The sequence below is a fragment of the Selenomonas oralis genome, assembly GCF_051603425.1.
GTDB classification, from domain to species: domain Bacteria; phylum Bacillota; class Negativicutes; order Selenomonadales; family Selenomonadaceae; genus Selenomonas; species Selenomonas sputigena_A.
Genome location: NZ_CP194411.1, coordinates 1,747,439 through 1,770,020, shown reverse-complemented (window position 1 = coordinate 1,770,020; position 22,582 = coordinate 1,747,439). Strand labels below are relative to the sequence as shown.

Below are 22,582 nucleotides of genomic sequence, written 5' to 3'. Positions count from 1 at the left end.
TGTTCCTCCCCCTTACTGCTGCACAACCGTGCTGACATCCAAAATCAAGGCGACGCGGCCATCTCCAAGCACGGTGGCGCCGGAGAAGATTTTGAGTCCAGAAAGGAGTTTTCCGAGTGTCTTGATGACGATTTCCTGCTGACCGATAAGATTGTCGACAACGATGCCCGCCTTGCGTTCGCCGACGTAGACGACGACAACGAAGATATCGTCGTTGTCCGCTTCCGTCGTGCGCGGCACCTGAAGGGCGCTGCTGAGGTTGATGATCGGGATGATCTGGCCGCGCAGCACGATGACTTCCTGGTTCTGCACCGTCTTGATATCATCGGGGTGAATATTGATCGTACTGTCGATGGAACCGAGAGGAATCGCGTACATCTCTTCCTGCACCTTGACGAGAAGCGCCTGGATGATAGCAAGCGTCAGAGGCAGCTTGATCTTGAATACGGAACCTTCGTCGATCTTTGTCTCGACGTCGACATGACCGCCCAGCGATTCGATCTTGCTGCGCACGACGTCCATGCCGACGCCGCGGCCCGAGATGTCCGTAATATGATCCGCCGTGGAGAAGCCCGGTGCAAAGATGATGCGGACGGCGTCCGCATCGGACATTACATCGACCTCGTCCTGTGTGTAGGCCCCTTTTTCTACGGCTTTGGCACGAATCTTCTCCGCGTCGATGCCCGCGCCGTCATCCGTGACCATGATGACGACATTGTTGCCCTCATGGCGCGCGATGAGACCGACCTCACCTGTGCGGGGCTTGCCCTTCTTCTCCCTTTCGTCGGGATGTTCGACGCCATGGTCAAGGGAATTTCGGAGAAGGTGCATCAAGGGATCGCCGATTTCGTCGATAACCGTGCGATCCAGCTCGGTTTCCTCGCCCTCGACGGTGAGATTGATGTCCTTGTTCAGTTCCTTCGCTATATCGCGCACCATGCGCGGGAAGCGGTTGAACACCTGGCTGACAGGGACCATGCGCACCTTCATGACGACATTCTGTAAGTCCGTCGTTACGCGGTCCATCTGCTCAAGCGTTTCGGTAAGCTCCGGCATACGGTTCGTCGTACCGATCTGCTCGAGGCGAACCTTGTTGATGACGAGCTCGCCGACGAGATTCATGAGATTGTCGAGTTTTTCGATATCGACGCGCACAGACTGGCTCGCATGGTGCTTCTTCTCTGCTCCCGCGGCCGGTTTTGCCGGTGCCTTGGCTGCAGGCTTCGCAGCAGGCTTCGCGGCAGGTTTTGCGGCGGGCGCAGCCGAAGCTGCCGGTGCCGCTGCCTGCGGAGCCGGTGCTGCTGCCGGTGCGGGCGCAGCCAGATTGTCCGGGTCGACTTCCTCGATCCGCACTTCTTCCAGTTCGGAAACGGGCGCGAGCGCATCGGAAACGGCCTGCGCATCGGACGCCGTCACGAGTACGAGGTCGAATTCATGATCAAACTTCTCCGCCTCGAGATCTTCTGCCGGCGGAACAGACTTGATGACATCGCCAAGCTCATCGAGAGCGTTCATGACCATATAGGTGCGCGCCGCTTTCAGGAGGCAGGTATCTGCCAGACGGATATGAATATGGAACACACAGAGGCCGCCCTGCTTGGCCGCCTTCATCGCATCCTTGTCGGTTTCCGTGAAATCAAGCGTCGAGCCTCCTGCCGGCGCGGTCTCGGCGGGGGCAGCCGCAGCAGCATCCGCAGGAGTATCCGCCGCAGGCTGCGGCTCGCCTTTCGAGATAGAGGAAAGTTTCGCCACGAGATCAGAAACATCCACGAGATCCTCGGGATCCCCGTTGCCAACGTTCTCAATCATTTCCTGCAGGGAGTCGAGGCACTTAAAAATCGTCTCGACGATATCCTCCGTGACCTTGAGCTGGTTGTTGCGGATGAGGTCGAGAACATCTTCCATCTCATGCGTGAGCTCAGCAATCTTGTTGAAGCCCATCGTCGCCGACATGCCCTTCAGTGTATGCGCGTTACGAAAAATCTCGTTGACGACGGATACCTCGTTCGGGTCGTTCTCGAGGCTCAGCAGGCCATCGTTCAAGGACTGCAGATGCTCGCGCGACTCGTCCAAAAACATGTCCATATACTGATTTGTTTCCATTTCAAATCCCCCTGTTTGCTTTCTGCTGCCTCAAAGGATACAGCAGCCTGTCAGTTTGCGCCGCAGCCTTGGCCATGAGCCTTTCTGCCAGCCAGCGATGCGAATCATTTGTATTATCCTTTATCTTTTCGCCGCTCCCCGTCAAAAATCCTGCTTTTCTTCATAATTAGGATGGTCGGGGTGAAGCGTGAGATGACGTCTGAGCTCGGCAAAGACAAAGTGGACGATCTTGTTCACAGTCCCCCTGTCGAGATCGAGGAAATGCGCTCCAAGCTGCCAGCCGCGGCTCGGATCCTCCACATCCATCTGCTCGCAGCGCACGATGCGGGCGACGACGGAAAACGTGCCGATGTTCGGGAAATTATTGAAAACAATCGCCGCACGGCTGTTGATCTTCACCCGCTTTGGCACCACGAAGGACAGGCCGCTGCCGCTGACATCGCTCGTGCTCAAGCGCATCGTATCGCCTTCCCGCCCTTCCGTGTCAATGATTTTGACCTCGATGGGCAAACGCACCATCGCGCGCACGAAACTTCGGTTTTGATGCCGTTCGACAATCTCAGGCTTCGTGATGAACCAAACAGGAATCGGATCCCGCTGCTTTCCTTTGAATATAGCAAAAAAGCGATAGCGGCACTTTTCCCCAACAGCAAGGCCGTAGAGCTGCTCCTCGGGAGCCGGAATGATCGGCCTGCGCTTTTCGTCTACAGGCATCGCGACCACAAGACGATCCGCGGTGATGTCCTCAATGCGGCTCGTGTATCTTATATCGTCATCTTCGAGGTAAAATTCAACCCTCTGCCCAACTTTTAAAACCTTCTCTGCATTCATTATATCGCCCGCCATTGGCCTGGCACCTCCATATCATCGGGTAAAATCAAGAAAGTATTGCAGGAATGAGTGCCATCCCTTTTTTATAAGTACCTTTTCCCCATAAAGGAGCGCACGGGCGATCGCCCGGATGCACTTCGCACAGAGCGCTCCCGGATATGCCTCAAGCACCGGGGTCTGCCTGCGCACGGACTGGATGAGACTGCGGTCCTCATAGATGGAGCCGAGGCATTCCACATCCAGCTGCAAAAACCTCTCCGCCGTCTTCCTGAGCTTCGCCGCCACCTCCACCCCATCCTCCTCGTCGTAAACACGATTGACGACAAGACGCATGTTGGGATTCGCGGCATACATGCTGTAGGCTTTCATCACAGCATAGGCGTCTGTCAGCGCTGTCGGTTCGGGTGTCGTCACCAAAAGCACCTCATCGGCAGCCAGTATAAAATCGAGGACATTGCGGCCAATGCCCGCCCCCGTATCGACGAGGATGATATCGACCGCGGCGCCGCAGCCCGCCAGCTTTTCCTCCATGACGGCCCGCTCGGCAGGCGTGAATTCCGCTGCCTGCTCCATTCCCGATCCACCGGAGATATAGCGCAGGCCATAGGGACCTTCGAGAATCACGTCATCGAGTGTGACCCCTTCTTCAAGAAGATGCAGCAAATTATACTTCGACGATGTGCCCAGGAGCACGTCGACATTCGCCATGCCGAGGTCGGCATCGATGACGAGCACCTTTTTTCCCTCGGCCATCATGGCAAGTGCAAGATTCACCGTCAGATTCGTCTTGCCAACGCCGCCCTTGCCGCTCGTGACAGCAATGATGCGCGCACCTTCCTTGGGCGCGGGAACGGGCGGCGCTCCCAGGACGACTGGCGCGGTTTCCGCCGCAGCCGCATCCTCAGGGGGGAGCGTGCGGTCGGCGGGATCCTTCTTGTTTTCTACGAGCTTTCTGAGGCTCGCTGCCTGGTCCTGCATAAATCTACCTCAAAAAAAGTTCTGCGAGTTTTCCTGCCTCAGCCGGCGCGATATCGTCCGGCACGCTTTGTCCATTCGTCAAGTAGGAGAGGCGCATCTCCCGTCTTCTCAGGATATTGAGGATGACGCCCAGGCTCTTCGTTTCGTCTGTCTTTGTGAAAATCACCTTGTCGGGTCTGCAGACGGAAAATTTCTCGAGAATGTCTTTCGCATCCTCATTCTTCGTCGTAGCGCTCAGGACAAGGTACTTCTCAATATTTTGGTTCACAGCGAGAAAATCCTTGAGCTCTGCCATCTGACGGCGATTGTGCTGGCTGCGCCCTGCCGTATCGATGAGGATCAGCTGCTTCTGCCGGAATTTCTGTATGGCCTCCTTGAGTTCCTGCGGAGAATAGACAATGGCAATCGGCAGGCCGAGGATATCGGCATACGTCTTCAGCTGTTCAACTGCCGAAATGCGGTAGGTATCCGCCGTGATGAATGCCGTGCTGATGCCTTTTTCCAGAACGCACTGCGCCGCGATCTTGGCAAGCGTCGTCGTCTTGCCGACACCCGTGGGGCCCAAAAGCGCCGCGATCTTCCTGCGGCGGCTCTTGATCTCGAGACCGTCCGCCATCTGCACATTGTCCATGAGGTATTTTTTCAGTCCCTCGCGCGCCTGCGGCGTATCCTTGTCCGCAAGAATCGCCTCGGCGGGCAGCTGCAGCACGATGTCGTCTATGATTTCCGGCTCGATATCCTGCAGGCGCAGGGCTTGCTGCAGGGAGAGCTCGTCCTCCGGTTTCTTCTCCTTGTTCACGACCTGGACAAGCATTGCCTTCATCTGAGCAAGCTCGTTCTGCAGTTCCTCGATCGTTTCTTTCTGCCTCTCCTCCTCGCTCTTCAGCGGCGGCTCTTCCATAGGCTCCGACGCTTGCGGCGGCGCTGCAGGAAGAACCTTTTTCTTTTCCCCGGCGGAACGCGGCGCCTTTTTACGCGGAACGGGCGCCGCCGCGCGCTCCTCAGCCTCTTCGGGAATCGGGCTCACCTTGCGCGAGCGCGTGCCCTTCGGTTTTGCGGCAGTTTTTTTCCGCCGCGTCCGGACAGGCCGCACCGCCTTTTCCTCCGTCTCGGGCAGCAGCGGCCGAAACGCCTCCTCCGCCGCCCCGTCAGGCGAGGCGGCGGCAGATGCCGGCGGCGGCAAATGCACCTGCGCTTCGGCAATAGCTGCCTCCGTCCCCGCCGTCTTGTAACTTCGCGCCGCATTCCTAGAAAGGCGCGCCTGTGTTTTTTGCACGACAGGCGCCGGGACAGCGGCAGGCTGCTGCATCGGAGACGGTGCGGCAGCCAAAGGAACGGCATCGTCAGGAACGGCGGCCAAGGCTGCGGACGGCGCAGGCGCAGTTAAAGGCGCAGCCAGAGGCACAGGCGCAGCCATGGCGGCGGGCAGCGGCACAGCCTCTGCCGCTGCAGCAGCCCTCGGCAGAGGCTGAACGGCAGGCGCCGCTGCTGCGATGCCCTGCGGCAGCGGTACGCTGTCCGCCGTCCCCGCCGTTTCCGCCGCCTGCAGTTCAGCTAGGGTCGGCAGCCGCTCAACGCGTTTCTTGGGCGGTTTCCGCGGTACCTCGTCGAGCGCCGCAGTCACCTCGAAGATTTCCTTCGAACCATAGCCGAGAATACCGCCCTTCTTTATTCTTTTCGTATGCAGGATCACCGCGTCGGTGCCAAGCTCATCTTTGACCTGAGCCATGGCTTCCTTCATCGTGGCGGCCTGGAACACCTTGATGCGCAATTTATACCCTCACTGTCCCGAGAATCTGGAGTTCGACCGTCTGCTCAACCTCCGCATGGGAGAGAACGACAAGCCCCTGCACGGAGCGTTCGACAAGCTGTCGGAAGTAGTGACGCACAGCAGGGCTTGTGAGCACGATAGGCTCGTAGCCCATGTTTGTGAGCTTCGGCAGCTCCGCATTGAGCGAGGCCAGAAGCCTCTGCATCGTATCGGGGTCGAGACTCACGAAGGAGCCGTGCTCCGTACGCTGCACTGCGCCCGCGATATGGTTTTCAAGCCCCGGGTCGAGCGTGATGCACGGCAGCACATTGTTCTGCACATATTGCTGCGAAATCTGCCGTGCCAGTGCATGGCGCACATACTCCGTCAATATGTCGGTATCCTTTGTCGCCCGTCCGTAATCCGAGAGCACCTCGAGAATCGATTCCATATCGCGGATGGAAACGCGCTCCGCCAACAAGTTGGCCAGCACCTTCTGCACCTCTCCAACAGCCAGGATCTCCGGCACAACCTCGTCGACCAAGGCCGCATTCGTCTTCTTCAAATTGTCGAGGAGGTTCTGCGTCTCCTGGCGTCCGAGGATCTCGGCTGCGTGCGCCTTGATGATTTCCGTCAGGTGCGTCGCCAGAACCGACACGGCGTCGACGACCGTATAGCCGTTGAGCTCCGCCTGCTCGCGCTGGTCCTCAGAAATCCAAAGCGCCGGCAGGCCAAAGGCCGGCTCCGTCGTTTCGATGCCCGGCACTTCCTCGAACACTGTGCCCGAGTTCATGGCGAGATAATGGTCGAGCATGAGCTCGCCTCGCGCAGCCTCGATGCCCTTGAGCTTGATGATGTAATTGTTCGGCTTGATCTGAATGTTGTCGCGTATGCGTATCGTCGGCACGACAAGGCCAAGCTCGAGTGCACATTGGCGCCGTATCATCACGATGCGTTCGAGGAGATCGCCGCCCTGTCCCGTATCGACAAGCGGAATCAGGCTGTAGCCGATCTCGAGTTCCATCGGGTCGACCTGCAGAAGGTTGACGATATTCTCCGGCTTCGTGGCCTCGGCCTTCGCCTTGTCCGCTTTCTTCTTTTCGACCGGTTCGCTGGCTGCCGCTTCCGAGCCGCGCAGCTTGCGTGCAGCGATGAAGCATAGAACAGCAAGGCAGGAGAGCGGCAGTCCCGGCATACCGGGAACCACGGCCAGGAATACGAGCACCCCGCTGACAATGTAGAAAATACGGCTTCGATTGAAGAGCTGAACCGCCACATCAAAACCGAGGTTGCCCTTTGAAGAAGCGGAACGCGTGACGAGAATGCCCGTCGCAGTCGAAATCAACAGCGCCGGAATCTGGCTTACAAGACCCTCGCCGACGGTCAGCAGCGTGTAGCTCTGCAGCGACTGCAGCGCCGACATGTTGCGCATCAGCATACCGATGACGAAACCGCCCGTGATGTTGATGATGATGATGATGATGGCGGCGATCGCATCGCCCTTGACAAACTTCGAGGCACCGTCCATAGCTCCATAAAAGTCGGCTTCGTGTTGGATCTTCATGCGCCGCTGGCTCGCCTCGGCGTCCGTAATCGCCCCTTGGTTCAGATCGGCGTCGATCGCCATCTGCTTGCCCGGCATCGCATCGAGCGTGAAGCGTGCCGACACCTCCGCGACGCGTTCCGCGCCCTTCGTGATGACGATGAACTGGATGATGATGAGGATGACGAAAATGATGAAGCCGACGAGCGGGTTGCCCCCGACAACGAAGTTGCCGAACGCCATGATGACGTCCCCCGCATAGCCGTCAAGCAAGATCAGCCTCGTCGCCGATATATTGAGCGCGAGGCGGAACAAAGTAGTGACGAGAAGAAGCGAAGGGAATACGGAGAAGTCCAGCGCTTCCACGTTGTAGATCGTCACCATGACGATGACAAGCGCCAATGTGATATTGACGCAGATCAGCAAGTCAAGCAGAGAAGTAGGCAATGGAATGATCATCATGATGACGATCGTGACTATCGCTATAGCTATAAAGATATCGCTGTATTTACTTATGAAGCCGTTAGAAAGCATCGGTTTTTCTGTCGCCATACTATTCTTGCTCCCCTATCCCCGGTCAGGCAAATTTTTTCTTCTTCAAGCGGTACACATAAGCGAGCACCTCGGCCACGGCCTGGTAAAGCTCCGGCGGCACGATGCCCCCGATGTCCACCGCTGCATAAAGCGCCCTTGCCAGGGGCTTGTTTTCGACAATCGTCACGCGATGCTCCCGCGCGATCTCCTTGATCTTATGCGCCACGAGATCCTGTCCCTTGGCGACGACCTCCGGCGCTTTCATGCCGGCCTTGTACTTCAAGGCGACGGCGTAATGCGTCGGGTTCGTCACGATGACATCGGCCTCGGGCACTTCCTTCATCATGCGGCTCATCGCCATCTGCTGCTGTTTCTGGCGAATCTTTCCCTTGATCTGCGGATCGCCCTCCGTCTGCTTGAATTCTTCCTTGATATCCTGCTTGCTCATCTTGAGGTCCTGGGTCGTCTGCCATTTCTGGTAGGCAAAATCCACAACCGCCATGACGAAGTAAACGATGATGATCTGGAACACGAGGGAGAAAATGATCTCGCCCATGCGCGCCATGCTGCTCCTGAGATCGAGATAGATGAACTCCGGCATGTGCAGGATGGCTCCTGACAAGTAGATGTAAAGGAACACACCGATAATGGCGATCTTCAGGAGGGACTTGATGAGCTCGACAAGCGAACGCTTGGAGAAAATGCGCCCGAAGCCCGTGATGGGATTCAGATTGCCGAGTTTGAACGTCAAAGGTTCCGTCGTAAACTTGAAGCCAACCTGATAGAAATTGACGGCAAGCCCCATGATCAAAATCGCAATCATCACCGGAAAGGCCGTCTTTGCCAGCACGAGCATGCCGTCGATGATGAGGCGCATGACCGTCTCCGCATCAATTGTCTGATTCATATGGCTGTATATATGGATTGTGTAGATCTCGATTTCCTTCAGGATGCCGGAGCCGATCGCCTTCATCACGAAGAAGCCCGCCAAAAGGACAAAGGCGCCGCTGAGCTCCTGGCTCCTCGCAACCTGTCCTTTTTCGCGCGCATCGCTGCGCCTTTTTGCCGTCGGTTCTTCCGTCTTTTCCCCCGCGAAGAGCTGGAGGTCAAAGACGAAATCCGGCTGCACCTTATTGAATTGCATGCAGGGCAGTGGTAATCTGCGCATACGTTTCATTGAACAACACATCCAAAAACATGACATAAAACGGCAGCAGGATCGAAAGCACAAACATGCCGATGACGATCTGAAGCGGCAGGCCGACAACAAAGATATTGAGCTGCGGCATCGTGCGCGCGAGTATGCCAAGACCGACGTTCGTCAAAAGTATCGCGAACGTGACAGGCATCGCAATCTTCATGCCCGTCACGAAAACGCCGTTCACGAGGTTCACCATCAGACCTGCCAGCCCAGGATCCGCCTGAACCCCCAGGAGCGGCACATACTGGAAACTTTCAAAAAGCGCCGCAATCAGCATATGGTGTCCGTTGACCACAAGAAAAACAATGATGGTCAAATTATAAAGAAAACTTCCGATAAGCGGAATCTGCTGACCGGAAGTCGGATCCATCACGTTCACCATCGCGAAGCCAACCTGCATATCCATGACCTTGCCAGCAAAATGGATAGCGGAAAACACAACATAGGCCACGAAGCCAATCAGCCAGCCGACAAAGAGTTCCCCGACGAGCGCCGCCGCATAGAGCAGGACATTGTCCGGCGCTGCGACAGGCCCATAGCCGTCCACGATGGGAAACAGCACGAAGGAAAAAGCGACAGCCGCACTGATGCGCAGCCGAACAGGAATGTTCAGACTGCCGAAAAAAGGCGCGATGACGAAAAGCCCCGAGATGCGGGACAGAAGCAACAAGTAAACGGCTGCATGACCCTCGAGCAGTGTGTAGAAATCCACGGCACTCTCCTCGCTATCCGATGTAAAGCGGCAGGTTCACGAAGATATTCGTGAAATATTCCACAAGTATGCTCAACATCCAGGGTCCGAAAATCAGGATGGCCACAAAAACCGCAATGATTTTCGGGATAAAGGCAAGCGTTGCCTCCTGTATGGAGGTCGTCGCCTGGAACACGCTCACCAAAAGTCCGACAGCAAGGCCGAGACCCAGCATCGGCGCAGAAACCAGGAGCACGATCCACAGGGCGTTCTGCCCGATCTGGATTACAAGATCGCCAGACATCCGCGCCCCCCCTTACTTAAAGCTCATGATCAGCGACTTGATCAGCAAATGCCAGCCATCGACCATGACAAAGAGCAAGATTTTGAACGGCAGCGAGATCATGACCGGCGGCAGCATCATCATGCCCATCGACATCAGTGTACTCGCAACAATCATGTCGATGACGATGAACGGAATGTAGATCATGAAGCCGATCTGAAATGCCGTCTTGAGTTCGCTGATGACAAAGGCCGGAATCAGTGTCGCCGTGGAAACATCATCCTGCGACTGGGGGCGCTCTGCGTCGGAAAGATTGACAAAGAGCGCCAGGTCCGATTCGCGCGTCTGGCGGAACATGAATTCCCGCATAGGCGCCAGCGTGTTGTCAATAGCCGCTTCCTGTGATATCTGGCCCGCCAGATACGGCTGTATGCCATGTTCGTTCGCTTCCGTCCAATACGGCTGCATGATGTAGAATGTCAAAAAAAGAGACAATGCCAGCACGACCTGGTTCGGCGGCACATTCTGCGTCGACATGGCGTTCCGCAAGAAGCCGATAACGACGACAATGCGCACGAACGAGGTCGTCATCACGAGGATGGACGGCACAAGTGAAAGAACCGTAAGCACCGCAAGAACCTGCAAAGAAACTGCAACGTCCTGCGGGTTGTTCGCCGCTCCGACATTGACATTGAGATTTGGGATCAAAGGCGCTGCAAGCGCATCCTTGGCAAAGAACAGCAGGGAAAGGAACAAAAAGCTGCCCAGCAGTATCCGCCGCTTCTCCATCAACGCTTCACAACCCCTCTACTTCCGAAAAACATCGTTCTTGAATATCGACGGAATCCTCCGCACAAGCTGATCGAGTGCGCCGAACTGCGTCTCAAACCCTTCCGCGCCGGAAAAAGGCGCAGAAGAATCCCCCGGCTTCCGCTCGCGAAGCCGCGCCGCCTCCTCTTCTCCGTCGATCTCCCCCAGCAAGGTGATCGAGTGTTCCGTCACGCCAAGAATCAGGAGTCGCCCCGCAAGTTCAACGAGGCAGGCTGATCGTCCCGGACCCAACGGCAGATGCTCGAGCACGCGGCCGCCCTTCCCCTCCAAAGCGCGGCCAAAGCGTCCGCCAAGGAATTTCGAGGCATAGTAGGCGAGAGCCGCGACAAACAGGAACACGACGACAAGACTTCCGACATAAGCGAGCGTCGACCACCAGGAAACCCCCGTCGTGCCGTTCGGCGTCGGATCCTGGTTTTCATAACCGGAAAGGTAGCCGCCCCCTGCCGCAAGTCCGATCGTCGGAAAGACGACAGCGGCGAGAAGAACCACGACGAAAAGGAGGCAAAGGGCTTTCCTTGGCTGCATCAGCCGAGCGCTTTGCGCACGGCCTCAAGAACGCGATCCGCCTGGAACGGCTTGACGATGAAGTCGCGTGCACCGGCCTGGATCGCCTCGATGACCATCGCCTGCTGTCCCATGGCGCTGCACATGACGACCTTCGCGTTCGGATCGACCTTCTTGATCTCCTTGACGGCGCTGATGCCGTCCATTTCCGGCATCGTGATGTCCATCGTAACGAGATCGGGCTTGAGCTCCTGGTATTTCTCCAGAGCCTTCATGCCGTTTTCCGCCTCGCCTACGATCTCATAGCCGTTCTTGGACAGAATGTCCTTGACCATCATTCGCATGAACGCTGCATCATCCACGACTAAAACTCTGCTTGCCATAAAATATCTCTCCTCATCTGCAAATATCTCCGCTTTCCCGAAACATGCGCATAAAGAAACGATGGCATGTTTCCCCGCGAAGCAGCGGAACGCCTTCCTTTCGGGCGGCTTTCCATGCTTCGCGACGATGTGCCGGGCACACCATACATTCTATTTTATATGAATCGCCCGAAATTGTCCAGACAACACAAGGCTCTTACTGAAGCTGCTGCGCTCTCTCCGCGGGGCTCACGATATCCGTGATGCGGACACCGAAGTTTTCGTCAATGACGACGACCTCGCCCTTCGCAAGGAACTTGCCGTTGACCATGATGTCGACAGGTTCGCCTGCAAGCTTGTCGAGCTCAATAATCGAGCCGTTCGTAAGCTCCAGAATTTCCTTGATCGTCTTCCTCGTGCGGCCGAGCTCTACAGTGACCTGGAGCGGCACATCGAGAATCAGTCCGATATTCGCATCGTTTACCTGCACGGGAGCCGTGGACAGGGGAGCGAACATCGCAGGCTGCACGGGCACATTCGAGGCCACGTGCGGAGCTGCGCCATAGGCTGCGGCACCGCCCGCCGCCGGCGCCGCCATAGGCTGCGGAGCCGCTGCTGCGGACGCCGGAGCCGAAGCTGCCGGGGCTGCTGCGGGTGCTGGCATTGGCTCTTCCTCCTCTTCGCTTTCATTGTTCAAGAGATATCCCACCATTTCCTGTGCAACAGGAATCGGCAGAATCTGCATAATCTCGCTGTCGATAAGCCCATCGACTTCCATGCGGAACGAAATCTTGGCAATCGGATCATCGACGCCGACAATTTCCGTGACCGTCTCCTCCGAACCGAGGTCAATCATATTGACCTTCGGCGGTGAGATATCGATCTTCTTGTTGAACATCGTCGACAGCGACGTAGCAACGGAACCCATCATCTGGTTCATCGATTCGCCTACAGCGCTCATATGAATTTCATTGAGCTCCTTCGTCGGGCTCGTTCCGTCGCCGCCCATCATGAGGTCGGCGATGATCGAGGCGTCCTGCGCCTGAATCGCCAACACATTGTTGCCGTCGATGCCGACGGTATAGCCGACCTCGACGATGAGGTACGGCATCGGGTACTGGTCCTTGATGGAGCTCAGCGTGTCCACAGAAACCGAAGGCGTTGTAATCGAAACCTTATGCCCGAGAAGGACCGACAGCGTCGTCGCCGCGCTTCCCATCGAGATGTTGCCGATTTCGCCGAGCGCGTCGCGCTCGATATCCGTTAAAGTATCCCCTTCCTGAGATGGAGAACCTTCCGTGGCCGCCGAGGCATCGGCCGCTGATGCATCCGCCGCACTTTCGTCGCCTGCCGCATCGCCGCCGCCGTTTAATAACGCATCAATTTCCTCTTGCGAAATTAAATCATCACTCATCCGTATCTTCATCCCCTTCAAAGGCTACTTTTGTAATCTGGACTGCCGACCTCTTCCCCTGTGTGCCCGGACGGCAGAGGAACTTCGGCTTCTGCCCGACGAGAATCTGCAGCTCATCCTTAACATGCGTATCAAGCTGCAGCACATCGCCGAAGCCCAAGGTCAGGAACTCGCGGATCGTCATGTCGATCGTTCCGAGCTGCACAATGAGCGGAATCGGCGATTTCGAAATCTTTCGCTCGAGGGCACGGATCTTGTCCGGATTGTCGTCCTTCGCCACGGAAGCCGCAACCCAGAACGATGTCGAGAGTTTCGACATGACAGGTTCCAGGACAAGATACGGGATGCACAGGCTTATCAGCCCCTCCACATCACCAATCTTGACTTGAACCGTGACAATGATGACCATGTCGCTGGGCGGCACAATCTGCACGAAGCCGGGATTGGCCTCGATCGCCTCGAGTATCGGATTGATCTCCGTCACATTCGACCAGGATTCCTTGAGGAACTCGCTTGCCTTTGCGATAAACTTGCGCATGACCGCTTCCTCGATTTCCGTGAGGATGCGCGGCTTCAGCGTGTTTTCGCCCAAACCGCCGAATACGCGGTCGATATAGGCAAAAGCAATCCCCGTATTGACTTCCATGATGATGTTGCCCTTGAGGGGCGGCAGCGCCATGACCCCGATAACACTCGGGTTGCTCAGCGACTGCAGGAATTCCTGGTAGGTAAGCTGCTCCACCGAAGCCACTTCCACATTGACCATCGTCCGCAAATGGGTAGATAGGTGGGTGTTCAAGAGCCGCGCGAAGTTTTCGTAGAGCATGTTCAGCGTACGGATCTGATCCTTTGAGAATTTGTCCGGACGCTTGAAGTCATAAGTCTTGATCTTCCGCTCTTCCTCCTCCGCCTGCACTTCCTCGGCGGAGACTTCGCCGGTCGACAGAGCCGAAAGCAGTTTGTCTATCTCATTTTGTGATAAGACATCTTCTGCCAATCTTCCTCCTCCTTTCTACCTTGCTCTGATGGCTCATCACTGCATGAGGAAGCTCGTGATGTAAACCTCATAGACCGATCCCTCGCCCAAAGCCTTGTTCAGACTGTCGCGCAGGGTCGTCTTCAATTCATCCTGCTTGCCTGCATCGAGTTCCTCCACCTTCAGGGAGCGCAGCGTCTGGAGCGTCACGTCCATGACCTTCGTCTCCGCTGCAGGCAGGAGCTTGCCGTCGGCGATATTGTCCTTTTTCCCGGGATTCATCTCCACGACGATGCTCGTCTTGAGGAAACGTCCCGCCTTGAGGCCGCCGACATTGACCAGGATTCCCTCTTTCGGGTCACCGAGCTTGATGAATACGCCCGGGTCGTGGTTCAGCCTGGACGGGCCGCCATCCCCGGCATTGTTCGCCATCATCTGCTGCGTGATGAAAAAGGAAATGCCGCCTGCCGCCACCAAGGCCACAATGACCAAGACGACGATGAGAATGATCGGGGACTTCTTGGCCGGCTCTGGAGCAATGGCCTGCCCATCTTTTTCTTCCGCCATAAAACTTCCTCCTCCTAATTCTTTCTCTCTATCATGAATTCATCCGGGAAATCCCCGGAATCACAAACCATGCATGGCACGGCGGTACTCCATGACCCGCCGCATGACCTCATCCATCGACTCCTCGACGATGAGCTTCTTGCCGTTGGTGAGTGTGACAACCGTATCGGGCGTCGCCTCCACTGTTTCTATTATTTCGGCGTTGAGGACGAATTCCCCTTTTTTATGCGCCTCCGACTTAAACTTTGTCAGCTTGATCATATGCTCGTCCTTTCGCCTGGGATAAGTGCGGGACAGGGGGAGGGGCTGCGCCCCTCCGCTCTGTCAGTTAAAGAAAGGTTTCATCAACGCTTCATGTTGATGACCGTCTCGAGCATTTCATCGCCGACTGTGATGACCTTCGAGTTGGACTGGAATCCCCTCTGCGTCACGACCATGTCTGCAAACTCATTTGCGATGTCGACATTCGACATCTCGAGCGCCGACGGCGTGAGCGTCAGACCGAGCGCATTGACGGACTTGACATTTGCCGTGCCCGAGTTGTTCGACTCGGCGTAGAGGTTCGCGCCCTTCTTCGTGAGGCCCGGTGCATTGTCGAACTGCGCGACGGCGATCTGCGCCAAGGAGCGCTTCTCGCCATTCGTGTAGGTGCCCGTCAGAATGCCGCTCTGATCGACGTTGACCTCCTTCAGCGTGCCTGCAGCATTGCCGTCGTAGTCCGCCTTGATCGTATCGCTGCCGCTGTACTGCGTGAGGCTCGTGAGGTCAACCGTGGCTGTCATCGTATTGGTGCCGCCCGAAGAACCCGCGCCGTTCGTCAGCGTGAGCGTCGGCGAGCCGGAGCCGGAGACATACTTGCCGTTCTGGTCGAACTGCAGCGTCTGTGCACCCATCGTGACCGTCGTCCAAGATCCGTCTTCCTCCTTGATCGAGCAGGTGCCGACGGGGTCGAGGTTGCCGCCCGAATCGACGGCCGGACTCACAGTCACTTCCCACTTGTCATGCCCGAGGGGAAGCGCACCGCTCGGTACCTTCGTGAAGAGGAACGGTACCTTATGCAAATTGCCGAGACTGTCGTAGACATTGGCGATCGTCGTGATCGGCAGGCTGTTGCCCGTCTTGTATTGGTAATTGCTCTTTGCCGTGACCGTCTGCGTCGTGCCGTCAGAAAGCTTCAGGGTCAAAGACTTGATCGTCGTGCCGTCGACATGGGCAGGGCTTGCAGCCGCAGCACCCGTCTGATCCGTCATAGATACGATGGTCGGCACCGAAGAGTTCATGTTGCCCTTGTAGCTGATCAGCGTCGTCGCCTTGGCCCCCATGCTGCGCATCGTGTCCTTGATCTTGACGCCTGTCGGCGTGCTCTTCGTATCGATGCTGCCGCTGTCATCAGCATTCCAGCCGACGACGTGGTAGCCCGAGCCCGGTACGACGTAGTTGTAATCCGCATCGAAGGAGAAATTACCCGCGCGCGTATAGTACTTGTCCTTGCCGTCCTTGTCGCGCGAGACGACAAAGAGCCCGTTGCCCGAAAGCGCGAGGTCGGTGTTTTTGCCCGTCGACTGCGTCGAAGCGTCGTTGAAGAGCAAGTCGATGCTCGCAACGCCGACGCCGAGGCCGATCTGCTTGGGGTTCGTGCCGCCGACGGTGTCCGTCGGAGCTGCGGCGCCCGTCTGCGTCTGATAGAGCGTATCCGCAAACGTCACGCGGCTCGACTTAAAGCCGATCGTGTTGACATTCGCGATGTTGTTGCCTATGACGTCCATGCGCGTCTGGTGGCTCTTGAGCCCCGATACGCCGGAGAAAAGAGAACGCATCATAATGTATCAATCTCCTTTATTTGTGCAGCCCGGATCGCTTCCGTCATTCGGCGACCCCAGGCCTCCCAAAGGGACCAGCCTAGATAATCGCTGCACTGTCGATGTTTGTAAAGATATTGTCCTTGGCGCTCATGCCATCCATGGCCGTGATAACCATCCTGTTCCTGACACTGACGACAAGCGCGACGTCGTTCATGTAGATCAGGGATTCCTTTGCCCCCTTCGCTGCCATCTTGGTGACGGCATCGCCGAGACGTTCGAGCTCTTCGCTGCTAAAATCGATGCCACGCGTTCTCATGCGCTCTGACGCATGAGCTGAAAAGCTGACCTCGTTTCCGGCTTTCTTGAGCTCTGCCGCAAAGGACGGGGTTTTCGTCTGGGGCGCACGCTGTCTCGAAGGAGCGGGCGCCATTGGCAGGAGCGGCTGGGACTGCAGATAAATCTTTGCGTCAGCCATAATCTCCCCCGCGTCTTAGAGCAAGCCGCCCGTCGCTGCACGAAGCGCCGCCCCGGCCACGGTTCCCACAACATTGGCCGCAGTGTTCGAGCCCGAGGACGCCGCTTCTGCCTGATGCGCAGCCTTTTTAGCGGGATTATCCGCGATTCCCTCGATTTCCGAGAGCTGGACCTCATGCGGTTTGCCATTCGTATCCTGGGCAACGATGACCGTCTTGCCATTCTGGATCTTGAGTCCCTTGACTTCTCCCACAAACGTCTCCGAGGACACTTTGGGATTGCCTTCCTTGTCGGCCGTCTTCGTCACATGCGTCCACTGGATGTTCTTGCCGATCATGCTGCTCAGGGAGCCGACGAGAACGGAGCTGTCGATGTTCGAAACGAGTTTTGCAACCTCTTCGAAGCCCTTGACCATCTGGGTCATCTGCTCAAGCGAGGAGAACTGCGCGAGCTGGGCGATGTACTGCGTATTGTCGTCCGGGCTCAACGGATCCTGGTGCCGGAGCTGGGTCACGAGAAGCTGCAGGAAGGCGTCCTTGCCGAGCGAGTCATTCTTTCGTACCGTCTTCGCGCTCTGCGCGGCCTCATACTTGGCACGGTCATACTTCACGCCTTCTACTGTGACGGTATTGAGATTTGTTCCGTCCATAATTTTCCCCTTTCCTGTTATTCAAACACATTCAGATGCGGTAATCCACACCGTCCGACGCAATGACGCCGGTTCGGCTTGACACATCTGCGGCCGCCTGCTCTTCCTCAAAAGAAGCGAGCGCCTGCTGCACGTCTTTGCCGTGCGAGCTTCCCTGGCGTCCCTGCTGCGCATAAAATGCATTTGCATCCTGCTGGCCGTTCATCAGCGAGCTGTCGCTGAGACCTGCGTAAACGCCGACATTGTCAACCTTGAGTCCCTGCGCCTGCAGTTCCTGCTTGAGCTGAATCATCGAAGTCTCGATGATCGTGCGCACTGCGGCATTATCCGTATGGAAGGACGCATTCACTGCGCCGTTCGCCGCGACAGAAACCTTCAGCGTCAATTCACCGAGATGCTCCGGCTTCAAGCGTATGACCATCTCCGTCTGCTCGGGCAGGCGCAAAAGCCTGGCCTGGTCAACGATTTGACGCGGCACCTCGTAGTCGGGTGCAGCTGCCTGTGCCGGCGCTTCCGTCGGAGCCGTCTCAGCAAGTGCATGCTGGAAGGTCACGCCCGGATTCACCTGCGGCGCTGTTTCTGCCTGCGCCCTGGTTTCCAGCGGTTTTGCCGCTGCTTCTAGGAAAGCCTCCGCACCCTGCGGCTTCGCCTGCGTCAAAACGGTCTGCACGGCAGAATCCGCCTTTGCTTCAGCTTCAACGACCGGCTGTCGGGCAAAAGGATTCGCGAGGGCGTCCCCTGTCTCGCTGTCGGCCGGCTGCCCTGCTTCCTGCACCTGCAGCACCGCGCCTTCAAAGGCTGCGGCAACAGTCTGTGCCGCTGTCTGTGCTGTACCTGCGGGAGTTTTGGCATCCGCCTGGCGCAAATCCGCAGGCGTCTGTGCCTGAGCAAGAACCGCTGCCTGCGTTTCCGTTTCCGGAGCCGCAAGCGTCCTCAGAAGCTCATCGGGCAGAGCCGCCGTTTGCGGAGCTGCCGTTTGCTGCACTGCAGCTTCGGGCAAATCAGCCGCTTGCACAGGATTCATCGTCAAGGCCGGCTGCATCTGCTGAAGTCTGCTCCTTCCCGCGAGGGCATCGAGCAAGTTCGCTTCTGCTTTTTCCCCGTTTGCAGGGAGCAGCGCATCGAGCACGCCGAGATCCTTTCGCGGCTGTGCGTCAGCCTTCGCCGCAGGCAAAGAAGTTTTTGCCGCATCCTGTACTGCACCCGAAGGTTCTTCCTGCGCAAGGCCGTCAAAACCATCCGTCGATACGGGCAGCACCGTCTTTTCCACGGGAAGATCGGCTTCGTCCGAAACCGTCTCGGCCATCTCCTCCGATAAAAGAGCGGCCATGGTCTCAACTGCCGGATTCTGCCCGACAGCAGACGCTTTTGCGCCCAACGGCGAAGCCTCTGCCTCCAGGGGCGCCGTCTCCGGCACAGCCTCCGCTGCTGCTGCAGCTTCAGCGTTGTCCGCGGGCGTCGTCTCCTTAGCAGCCTTCGTTTGCTGCTGGGATGCAGCGAGCGATGCTGCCAAAGGATCTGCCGCTTCCCCTTTCGCCGATTCGGCAAGTTCCTGCTTCATGCTTTTGAGCTTGGCAAGCGCCTTGTCAAACGATGCACTCCCCGCCCCCCTGTCGGTCGTCCTGGCGGTCTTGCCGACGGGGCGGACAGCCTCCGCAGCGTTTGCCTTGGCCGAAGGGTTCGGGCTCGGTGCGACATTCATGATATTCGTCTGTACACTGTTCATTTTCTCACCTCCTTTCAGTGGGATTCTATAGCATCAGGCAATGCCTGCTGCCTGCCATTTCTTCATTCTTCGGACTGTCCGCTTTCCTCACTGTTCTCCTCCTGATGTCCCTGTCTGTCCAGCGGCGAAATAACCTTCTTCGGGATGCCCGTATACATGAGCTTCGTCAGGCGTGCCGACTGGTCGGCATCCATTGCGGCAAGCACTTTTGCCGCCTGCGACTCATCCATTTTCTGCAGAATGGCGACAGAGAGATCGTCGTCAAGGTCTTTCATGACTTCCGAAGCCTCTTTCGGCTTCATCTCGTTATAGACGCGCGCGAGCTTCGATACACGCTTCTTTTCCTGCGCCTCGCGCTCCTTCATCTGTTTCTCTATTTCTTCCTTCGTCAGCACCTTGGGCTTCGATTCGCCCTTATCCTTATCCTTGCCCTTATCCGCGTTTGGCTTGCTGTCCACGAGTTCCTCTTTCGTCCTGCCGCCCGGATCCGTCTGGCTTTCCCCTTCGATCCGGGGCGCCGGTTTTACGAAGAACTCCCCGATAATAGGCATATCGTATAATTTCATCTTCTCGTTCATCGTCGTTGCATCAAAAATCTGCAGGTAAACACCGAGCAGGAAGCCGCCCACGACAAGCACGAGCAACAGGAGAGCGGCAAGCACGACTTTGAGTATTTTCTTCATTTAGGCTTCGGCTCCTTCCGGAATCGTCGGGCGGCCTCCCCTCAGGAAGAGGAAGCGCCTCTCCGCATCCCCTCGCGCTTACTGGTAGAGGTCGAGGACCTTGTTCACATAGTTCTGCGTTTCTGCATAGGGCGGCACGCCGTTGTAGTCTTTCACGGCCTGCGGCCCGGCATTGTAGGCTGCGATAGCCTTCTTCATGTCACCGCCGAAGGTGTCAAGCATCTGCTTGAGATAATGCGCCCCGCCTTCGATATTCTGCTGCTCATCATAGGGATTGACGCCGAGCGCTGCCGCCGTATCCGGCATGAGCTGCATGACGCCGATGGCGCCGGCATCCGAAACCTCGCTCTGGTCGCCGCCTGACTCAGCTTCCGCCACAGCCGATACAAGACGCGAATCGAGTCCGTACTTAGCCGCCGCATCGCGTATGAAGCGAGCCGTATCATGCGAGGCGCCTTCCATCGAAATCTGTTCACCGCCGTGCACCGTCTGCACGGAATTCGCGGCTGCTGCACCCGAGGTCCCCGTTCCTTGTCCGGCGACCTCGGGCGTCCCGCCCTTTTTCTTGAGTTCAGAGGTCAGTGCCTGCTGAAAATCCGGCGCCGCACCGGGTACAGGACCCTCGATGCCAAACCTTTTCTGGATTGCGGCTATTCTTGTTTGTATTGCCTGTACGCCTGAAAATTCCATCGTGCCATTCCCCTTCTCTTTTTATATGACGGCTTCTTCCCTATAACTTTCCCGGCATTTTGAAACCGGGCCGCCGCACTATGCATTCATTCCCCGCATGTAAAGCTGCAGGCCGATCTCATCGAGCAGCTTCTGTTCCTCAAGAAGCGCCTCCTCTTTATACTGCTGCAGGCGTTTCGCCTTCAGCTGCTCGATGCTCTTGAGCTTGTTCATGAGCTTCAGCAAAACCTCAAGCCTCTTCTGTCGCTCGGCGCGGCTTCTAAGGATCTTGTCCTGCTGCGCTTCGATCTGTTCCCTCTTCCATGTAAAGAAGCTGTTGAACGTCAGCAGGCGTCCTAGGGAAATCGTATGCCCATCGGTCAGCTTGTCATAATCCTGCCGCCCCTGCTGCATTTCCTTGAGGAGATCGCTGAGTCTTTCCTTGTCCTTCTCAAGCCGCCTCGACGCTTCGGCAAATTTCACCTCGGCATCCTCTTTTTTCGAGCGTGTGACCTTCAGCAGCGTTTCAAGCTTAAAACGGAATCTTTTCATTGTACGCTGCCCTCATCATATCGCCTCAAGCGTCTTCTCCGTTTCCTCATAAGAGCTTTGCTCGAAAACGCCTTGGCAAAGGAATGTATTGATTGTATCGATTTTCGCCACGGCCGTATCAATCTTCTTGCTCGAGCCTTTGACATAAGCGCCTATATGGATGAGATCCTCGGCTTCCTTGTAGACTGCCATCAGAGCACGTACGCCCTGCGCCGCCTTCAGGTGTTCGTCATCGACGACCTCGTTCATCACGCGCGACACACTCGCCAGCACGTCGATGGCCGGAAAATGGTTCTGCGCGGCAATCGCCCTCGAAAGGACGATATGTCCGTCGAGGATGCTCCTGACGGCGTCGGCAATCGGTTCATTCATGTCGTCGCCGTCCACGAGCACGGTGTATATGCCCGTGATCGAGCCGCGTTTGCTCGTGCCCGCGCGCTCCAGGAGGCGCGGCAGCAGGGCGAACACCGAAGGCGTATAACCCCGCGTCGCCGGCGGCTCACCGATCGTCAGGCCGACCTCGCGCTGCGCCATCGCAAAACGCGTGACCGAATCCATCATCAGGACGACGCGCTTGCCCTGATCGCGGAAGTATTCGGCAACAGCCGTCGCCGTCATGGCTCCCTTGATGCGCACGAGCGCCGGCTTGTCCGAGGTGGCGACGACGACGACGGAGCGTTTGAGCCCTTCTTCCCCGAGATCGCGCTCGATGAACTCCTTGACCTCACGGCCGCGTTCGCCGACGAGCGCGATGACGCTGATATCGGCTTCCGTATTGCGCGCAATCATCGAGAGCAGCGTCGACTTGCCGACGCCGGAGCCTGCCATGATGCCGATGCGCTGCCCATCGCCAAGCGTGATGAGCCCGTCAATGGCTCGGACGCCGACATAGAGGGAATCACGGATGCGCGGTCTGTCCAGCGGCGGCGGCGGATCCGACTGCAGCGGGTACTCCTCTTTGCAGAGCAGCGGTCCCTTGCCGTCAATCGGCTCACCGAGGCCGTCGAGGACGCGCCCCAGAAGCTCCGGCCCCACCTTCACCTGCAAAGTCTTCTGCGCGGAAACGACCTCGCAGCCGGGACCGATTCCCTGCATCTCGCCGATGGGCATCAAGAGCACATTGCCGTCCCTAAAGCCCACGACTTCAGCCGGTATCGGGTCGATATGCGGAAAACGCGACTTTACGTAGCAAAGTTCGCCCATGCTCACATTCGGCCCTGAAGATTCTATGACGAGACCGATGACCTGCACGATTTTGCCGCTCATCTTGATGGATTCGCACATATCGGCCGCATCGGTAAACTTGCGCACATTGATGCGCAGCCTGCCGTCTCCCGTCATGATCTCATCGCCGCCGTCAGGAAACTCCTCAGCCGCAGAGGCAAAATCGTCTCCAAGCAGCGGGAAGCTCTCGGAAGTCTCGTCCGTCATTTCCGAACCTGCCGGAAAATCATCC

23 protein-coding genes are annotated in these 22,582 nt (G+C 57.2%); all 23 read right to left on the bottom strand.

The annotated features are described in order from the left end of the window. Nucleotides 1–12: 12 nt before the first annotated feature. Complete coding sequence (locus tag ACRTGH_RS08365; protein ID WP_368846343.1) at nt 13–2,103, bottom strand: chemotaxis protein CheW; 2,091 nt, start codon at nt 2,101–2,103, stop codon at nt 13–15. A 141-nt stretch (nt 2,104–2,244) separates the two neighbouring features. Next, entirely contained in the window at nt 2,245–2,949 is a 705-nt protein-coding gene (locus ACRTGH_RS08360) for a flagellar brake protein (protein WP_368846344.1), read from the bottom strand. Nucleotides 2,950–2,967: 18 nt separating this feature from the next. Continuing rightward, nucleotides 2,968–3,912, bottom strand: a complete 945-nt coding sequence (locus ACRTGH_RS08355) for a P-loop NTPase (RefSeq protein WP_368846345.1) — start codon at nt 3,910–3,912, stop codon at nt 2,968–2,970. 4 nt (nt 3,913–3,916) lie between these two features. Beyond that, entirely contained in the window at nt 3,917–5,683 is a 1,767-nt protein-coding gene (gene flhF, locus ACRTGH_RS08350) for a flagellar biosynthesis GTPase FlhF (RefSeq protein WP_368846346.1), read from the bottom strand. Between the two features lies 1 nt (nt 5,684). Continuing rightward, nucleotides 5,685–7,757 carry a flagellar biosynthesis protein FlhA gene (gene flhA, locus ACRTGH_RS08345; protein ID WP_368846347.1) on the bottom strand — a complete coding sequence of 691 codons (2,073 nt, stop codon included), beginning with the start codon at nt 7,755–7,757 and terminating at the stop codon, nt 5,685–5,687. A 25-nt stretch (nt 7,758–7,782) separates the two neighbouring features. Then, nucleotides 7,783–8,916 carry a flagellar biosynthesis protein FlhB gene (gene flhB, locus ACRTGH_RS08340; protein WP_438474191.1) on the bottom strand — a complete coding sequence of 378 codons (1,134 nt, stop codon included), beginning with the start codon at nt 8,914–8,916 and terminating at the stop codon, nt 7,783–7,785. Next, nucleotides 8,870–9,652 (bottom strand): flagellar biosynthetic protein FliR, encoded by a 783-nt coding sequence (gene fliR, locus ACRTGH_RS08335; RefSeq protein WP_368846348.1) that lies wholly within the window; start codon nt 9,650–9,652, stop codon nt 8,870–8,872. The genes flhB and fliR overlap by 47 nt, the downstream gene beginning before the upstream one ends. Before the next feature lie 13 nt (nt 9,653–9,665). Continuing rightward, nucleotides 9,666–9,935: a flagellar biosynthesis protein FliQ gene (gene fliQ / locus ACRTGH_RS08330; protein WP_314626671.1), complete on the bottom strand. Its 270-nt coding sequence runs from the start codon at nt 9,933–9,935 to the stop codon at nt 9,666–9,668. 12 nt (nt 9,936–9,947) lie between these two features. Next, nucleotides 9,948–10,703, bottom strand: a complete 756-nt coding sequence (gene fliP / locus ACRTGH_RS08325) for a flagellar type III secretion system pore protein FliP (RefSeq protein WP_438474861.1) — start codon at nt 10,701–10,703, stop codon at nt 9,948–9,950. A gap of 18 nt (nt 10,704–10,721) precedes the next feature. After that, nucleotides 10,722–11,273, bottom strand: coding sequence for a flagellar biosynthetic protein FliO (gene fliO / locus ACRTGH_RS08320; RefSeq protein WP_368846350.1), 552 nt, complete (start codon nt 11,271–11,273; stop codon nt 10,722–10,724). Continuing rightward, nucleotides 11,273–11,635, bottom strand: coding sequence for a response regulator (locus tag ACRTGH_RS08315; protein ID WP_006191318.1), 363 nt, complete (start codon nt 11,633–11,635; stop codon nt 11,273–11,275). The genes fliO and ACRTGH_RS08315 overlap by 1 nt, the downstream gene beginning before the upstream one ends. Before the next feature lie 196 nt (nt 11,636–11,831). Beyond that, nucleotides 11,832–13,028: a flagellar motor switch phosphatase FliY gene (gene fliY, locus ACRTGH_RS08310; RefSeq protein WP_368846351.1), complete on the bottom strand. Its 1,197-nt coding sequence runs from the start codon at nt 13,026–13,028 to the stop codon at nt 11,832–11,834. Further along, the gene (gene fliM, locus ACRTGH_RS08305; RefSeq protein WP_368846352.1) at nt 13,021–14,025 is read right to left on the bottom strand and encodes a flagellar motor switch protein FliM; all 1,005 of its coding nucleotides are present in this window, start codon (nt 14,023–14,025) and stop codon (nt 13,021–13,023) included. The genes fliY and fliM overlap by 8 nt, the downstream gene beginning before the upstream one ends. Nucleotides 14,026–14,061: 36 nt before the next feature. Beyond that, nucleotides 14,062–14,571, bottom strand: coding sequence for a flagellar basal body-associated FliL family protein (locus tag ACRTGH_RS08300; protein WP_368846353.1), 510 nt, complete (start codon nt 14,569–14,571; stop codon nt 14,062–14,064). Nucleotides 14,572–14,631: 60 nt separating this feature from the next. Next, on the bottom strand, nt 14,632–14,832 hold the full coding sequence (locus ACRTGH_RS08295) for a flagellar FlbD family protein (protein WP_368846354.1): 201 nt from the start codon (nt 14,830–14,832) through the stop codon (nt 14,632–14,634). An 83-nt stretch (nt 14,833–14,915) separates the two neighbouring features. After that, nucleotides 14,916–16,391: a flagellar hook protein FlgE gene (locus ACRTGH_RS08290; protein ID WP_368846355.1), complete on the bottom strand. Its 1,476-nt coding sequence runs from the start codon at nt 16,389–16,391 to the stop codon at nt 14,916–14,918. Nucleotides 16,392–16,470: 79 nt separating this feature from the next. After that, on the bottom strand, nt 16,471–16,848 hold the full coding sequence (locus tag ACRTGH_RS08285) for a TIGR02530 family flagellar biosynthesis protein (protein ID WP_368846356.1): 378 nt from the start codon (nt 16,846–16,848) through the stop codon (nt 16,471–16,473). A gap of 15 nt (nt 16,849–16,863) precedes the next feature. Next, nucleotides 16,864–17,496 carry a flagellar hook capping FlgD N-terminal domain-containing protein gene (locus tag ACRTGH_RS08280; RefSeq protein WP_368846357.1) on the bottom strand — a complete coding sequence of 211 codons (633 nt, stop codon included), beginning with the start codon at nt 17,494–17,496 and terminating at the stop codon, nt 16,864–16,866. A 31-nt stretch (nt 17,497–17,527) separates the two neighbouring features. Further along, nucleotides 17,528–19,222, bottom strand: coding sequence for a flagellar hook-length control protein FliK (locus ACRTGH_RS08275; protein ID WP_368846358.1), 1,695 nt, complete (start codon nt 19,220–19,222; stop codon nt 17,528–17,530). 62 nt (nt 19,223–19,284) lie between these two features. Further along, nucleotides 19,285–19,905 (bottom strand): MotE family protein, encoded by a 621-nt coding sequence (locus ACRTGH_RS08270; RefSeq protein WP_368846359.1) that lies wholly within the window; start codon nt 19,903–19,905, stop codon nt 19,285–19,287. A 78-nt stretch (nt 19,906–19,983) separates the two neighbouring features. Next, entirely contained in the window at nt 19,984–20,595 is a 612-nt protein-coding gene (locus tag ACRTGH_RS08265; protein WP_368846360.1) for a lytic transglycosylase domain-containing protein, read from the bottom strand. A gap of 78 nt (nt 20,596–20,673) precedes the next feature. After that, complete coding sequence (gene fliJ / locus ACRTGH_RS08260) at nt 20,674–21,126, bottom strand: flagellar export protein FliJ (protein WP_368846361.1); 453 nt, start codon at nt 21,124–21,126, stop codon at nt 20,674–20,676. Nucleotides 21,127–21,141: 15 nt separating this feature from the next. Further along, nucleotides 21,142–22,467, bottom strand: coding sequence for a flagellar protein export ATPase FliI (gene fliI, locus ACRTGH_RS08255; protein ID WP_368846700.1), 1,326 nt, complete (start codon nt 22,465–22,467; stop codon nt 21,142–21,144). Nucleotides 22,468–22,582 lie beyond the last annotated feature (115 nt).

Bases quoted from the DNA above. Each gene is read 5' to 3' on its own strand.
- ACRTGH_RS08355 (WP_368846345.1), bottom strand. From the start codon at position 3,912: ATGCAGGACCAGGCAGCGAGCCTCAGAAAGCTCGTAGAAAACAAGAAG.
- ACRTGH_RS08290 (WP_368846355.1), bottom strand. From the start codon at position 16,391: ATGATGCGTTCTCTTTTCTCCGGCGTATCGGGGCTCAAGAGCCACCAG.
- flhB (WP_438474191.1), bottom strand. From the start codon at position 8,916: ATGAAACGTATGCGCAGATTACCACTGCCCTGCATGCAATTCAATAAG.
- ACRTGH_RS08280 (WP_368846357.1), bottom strand. From the start codon at position 17,496: ATGGACGGAACAAATCTCAATACCGTCACAGTAGAAGGCGTGAAGTAT.
- fliJ (WP_368846361.1), bottom strand. From the start codon at position 21,126: ATGAAAAGATTCCGTTTTAAGCTTGAAACGCTGCTGAAGGTCACACGC.
- fliI (WP_368846700.1), bottom strand. From the start codon at position 22,467: ATGACGGGAGACGGCAGGCTGCGCATCAATGTGCGCAAGTTTACCGAT.
- ACRTGH_RS08315 (WP_006191318.1), bottom strand. From the start codon at position 11,635: ATGGCAAGCAGAGTTTTAGTCGTGGATGATGCAGCGTTCATGCGAATG.
- fliO (WP_368846350.1), bottom strand. From the start codon at position 11,273: ATGCAGCCAAGGAAAGCCCTTTGCCTCCTTTTCGTCGTGGTTCTTCTC.
- ACRTGH_RS08360 (WP_368846344.1), bottom strand. From the start codon at position 2,949: ATGGCGGGCGATATAATGAATGCAGAGAAGGTTTTAAAAGTTGGGCAG.
- fliY (WP_368846351.1), bottom strand. From the start codon at position 13,028: ATGAGTGATGATTTAATTTCGCAAGAGGAAATTGATGCGTTATTAAAC.
- ACRTGH_RS08365 (WP_368846343.1), bottom strand. From the start codon at position 2,103: ATGGAAACAAATCAGTATATGGACATGTTTTTGGACGAGTCGCGCGAG.
- ACRTGH_RS08285 (WP_368846356.1), bottom strand. From the start codon at position 16,848: ATGGCTGACGCAAAGATTTATCTGCAGTCCCAGCCGCTCCTGCCAATG.
- ACRTGH_RS08275 (WP_368846358.1), bottom strand. From the start codon at position 19,222: ATGAACAGTGTACAGACGAATATCATGAATGTCGCACCGAGCCCGAAC.
- ACRTGH_RS08265 (WP_368846360.1), bottom strand. From the start codon at position 20,595: ATGGAATTTTCAGGCGTACAGGCAATACAAACAAGAATAGCCGCAATC.
- ACRTGH_RS08300 (WP_368846353.1), bottom strand. From the start codon at position 14,571: ATGGCGGAAGAAAAAGATGGGCAGGCCATTGCTCCAGAGCCGGCCAAG.
- flhA (WP_368846347.1), bottom strand. From the start codon at position 7,757: ATGGCGACAGAAAAACCGATGCTTTCTAACGGCTTCATAAGTAAATAC.
- fliQ (WP_314626671.1), bottom strand. From the start codon at position 9,935: ATGTCTGGCGATCTTGTAATCCAGATCGGGCAGAACGCCCTGTGGATC.
- ACRTGH_RS08270 (WP_368846359.1), bottom strand. From the start codon at position 19,905: ATGAAGAAAATACTCAAAGTCGTGCTTGCCGCTCTCCTGTTGCTCGTG.
- fliP (WP_438474861.1), bottom strand. From the start codon at position 10,703: ATGGAGAAGCGGCGGATACTGCTGGGCAGCTTTTTGTTCCTTTCCCTG.
- ACRTGH_RS08295 (WP_368846354.1), bottom strand. From the start codon at position 14,832: ATGATCAAGCTGACAAAGTTTAAGTCGGAGGCGCATAAAAAAGGGGAA.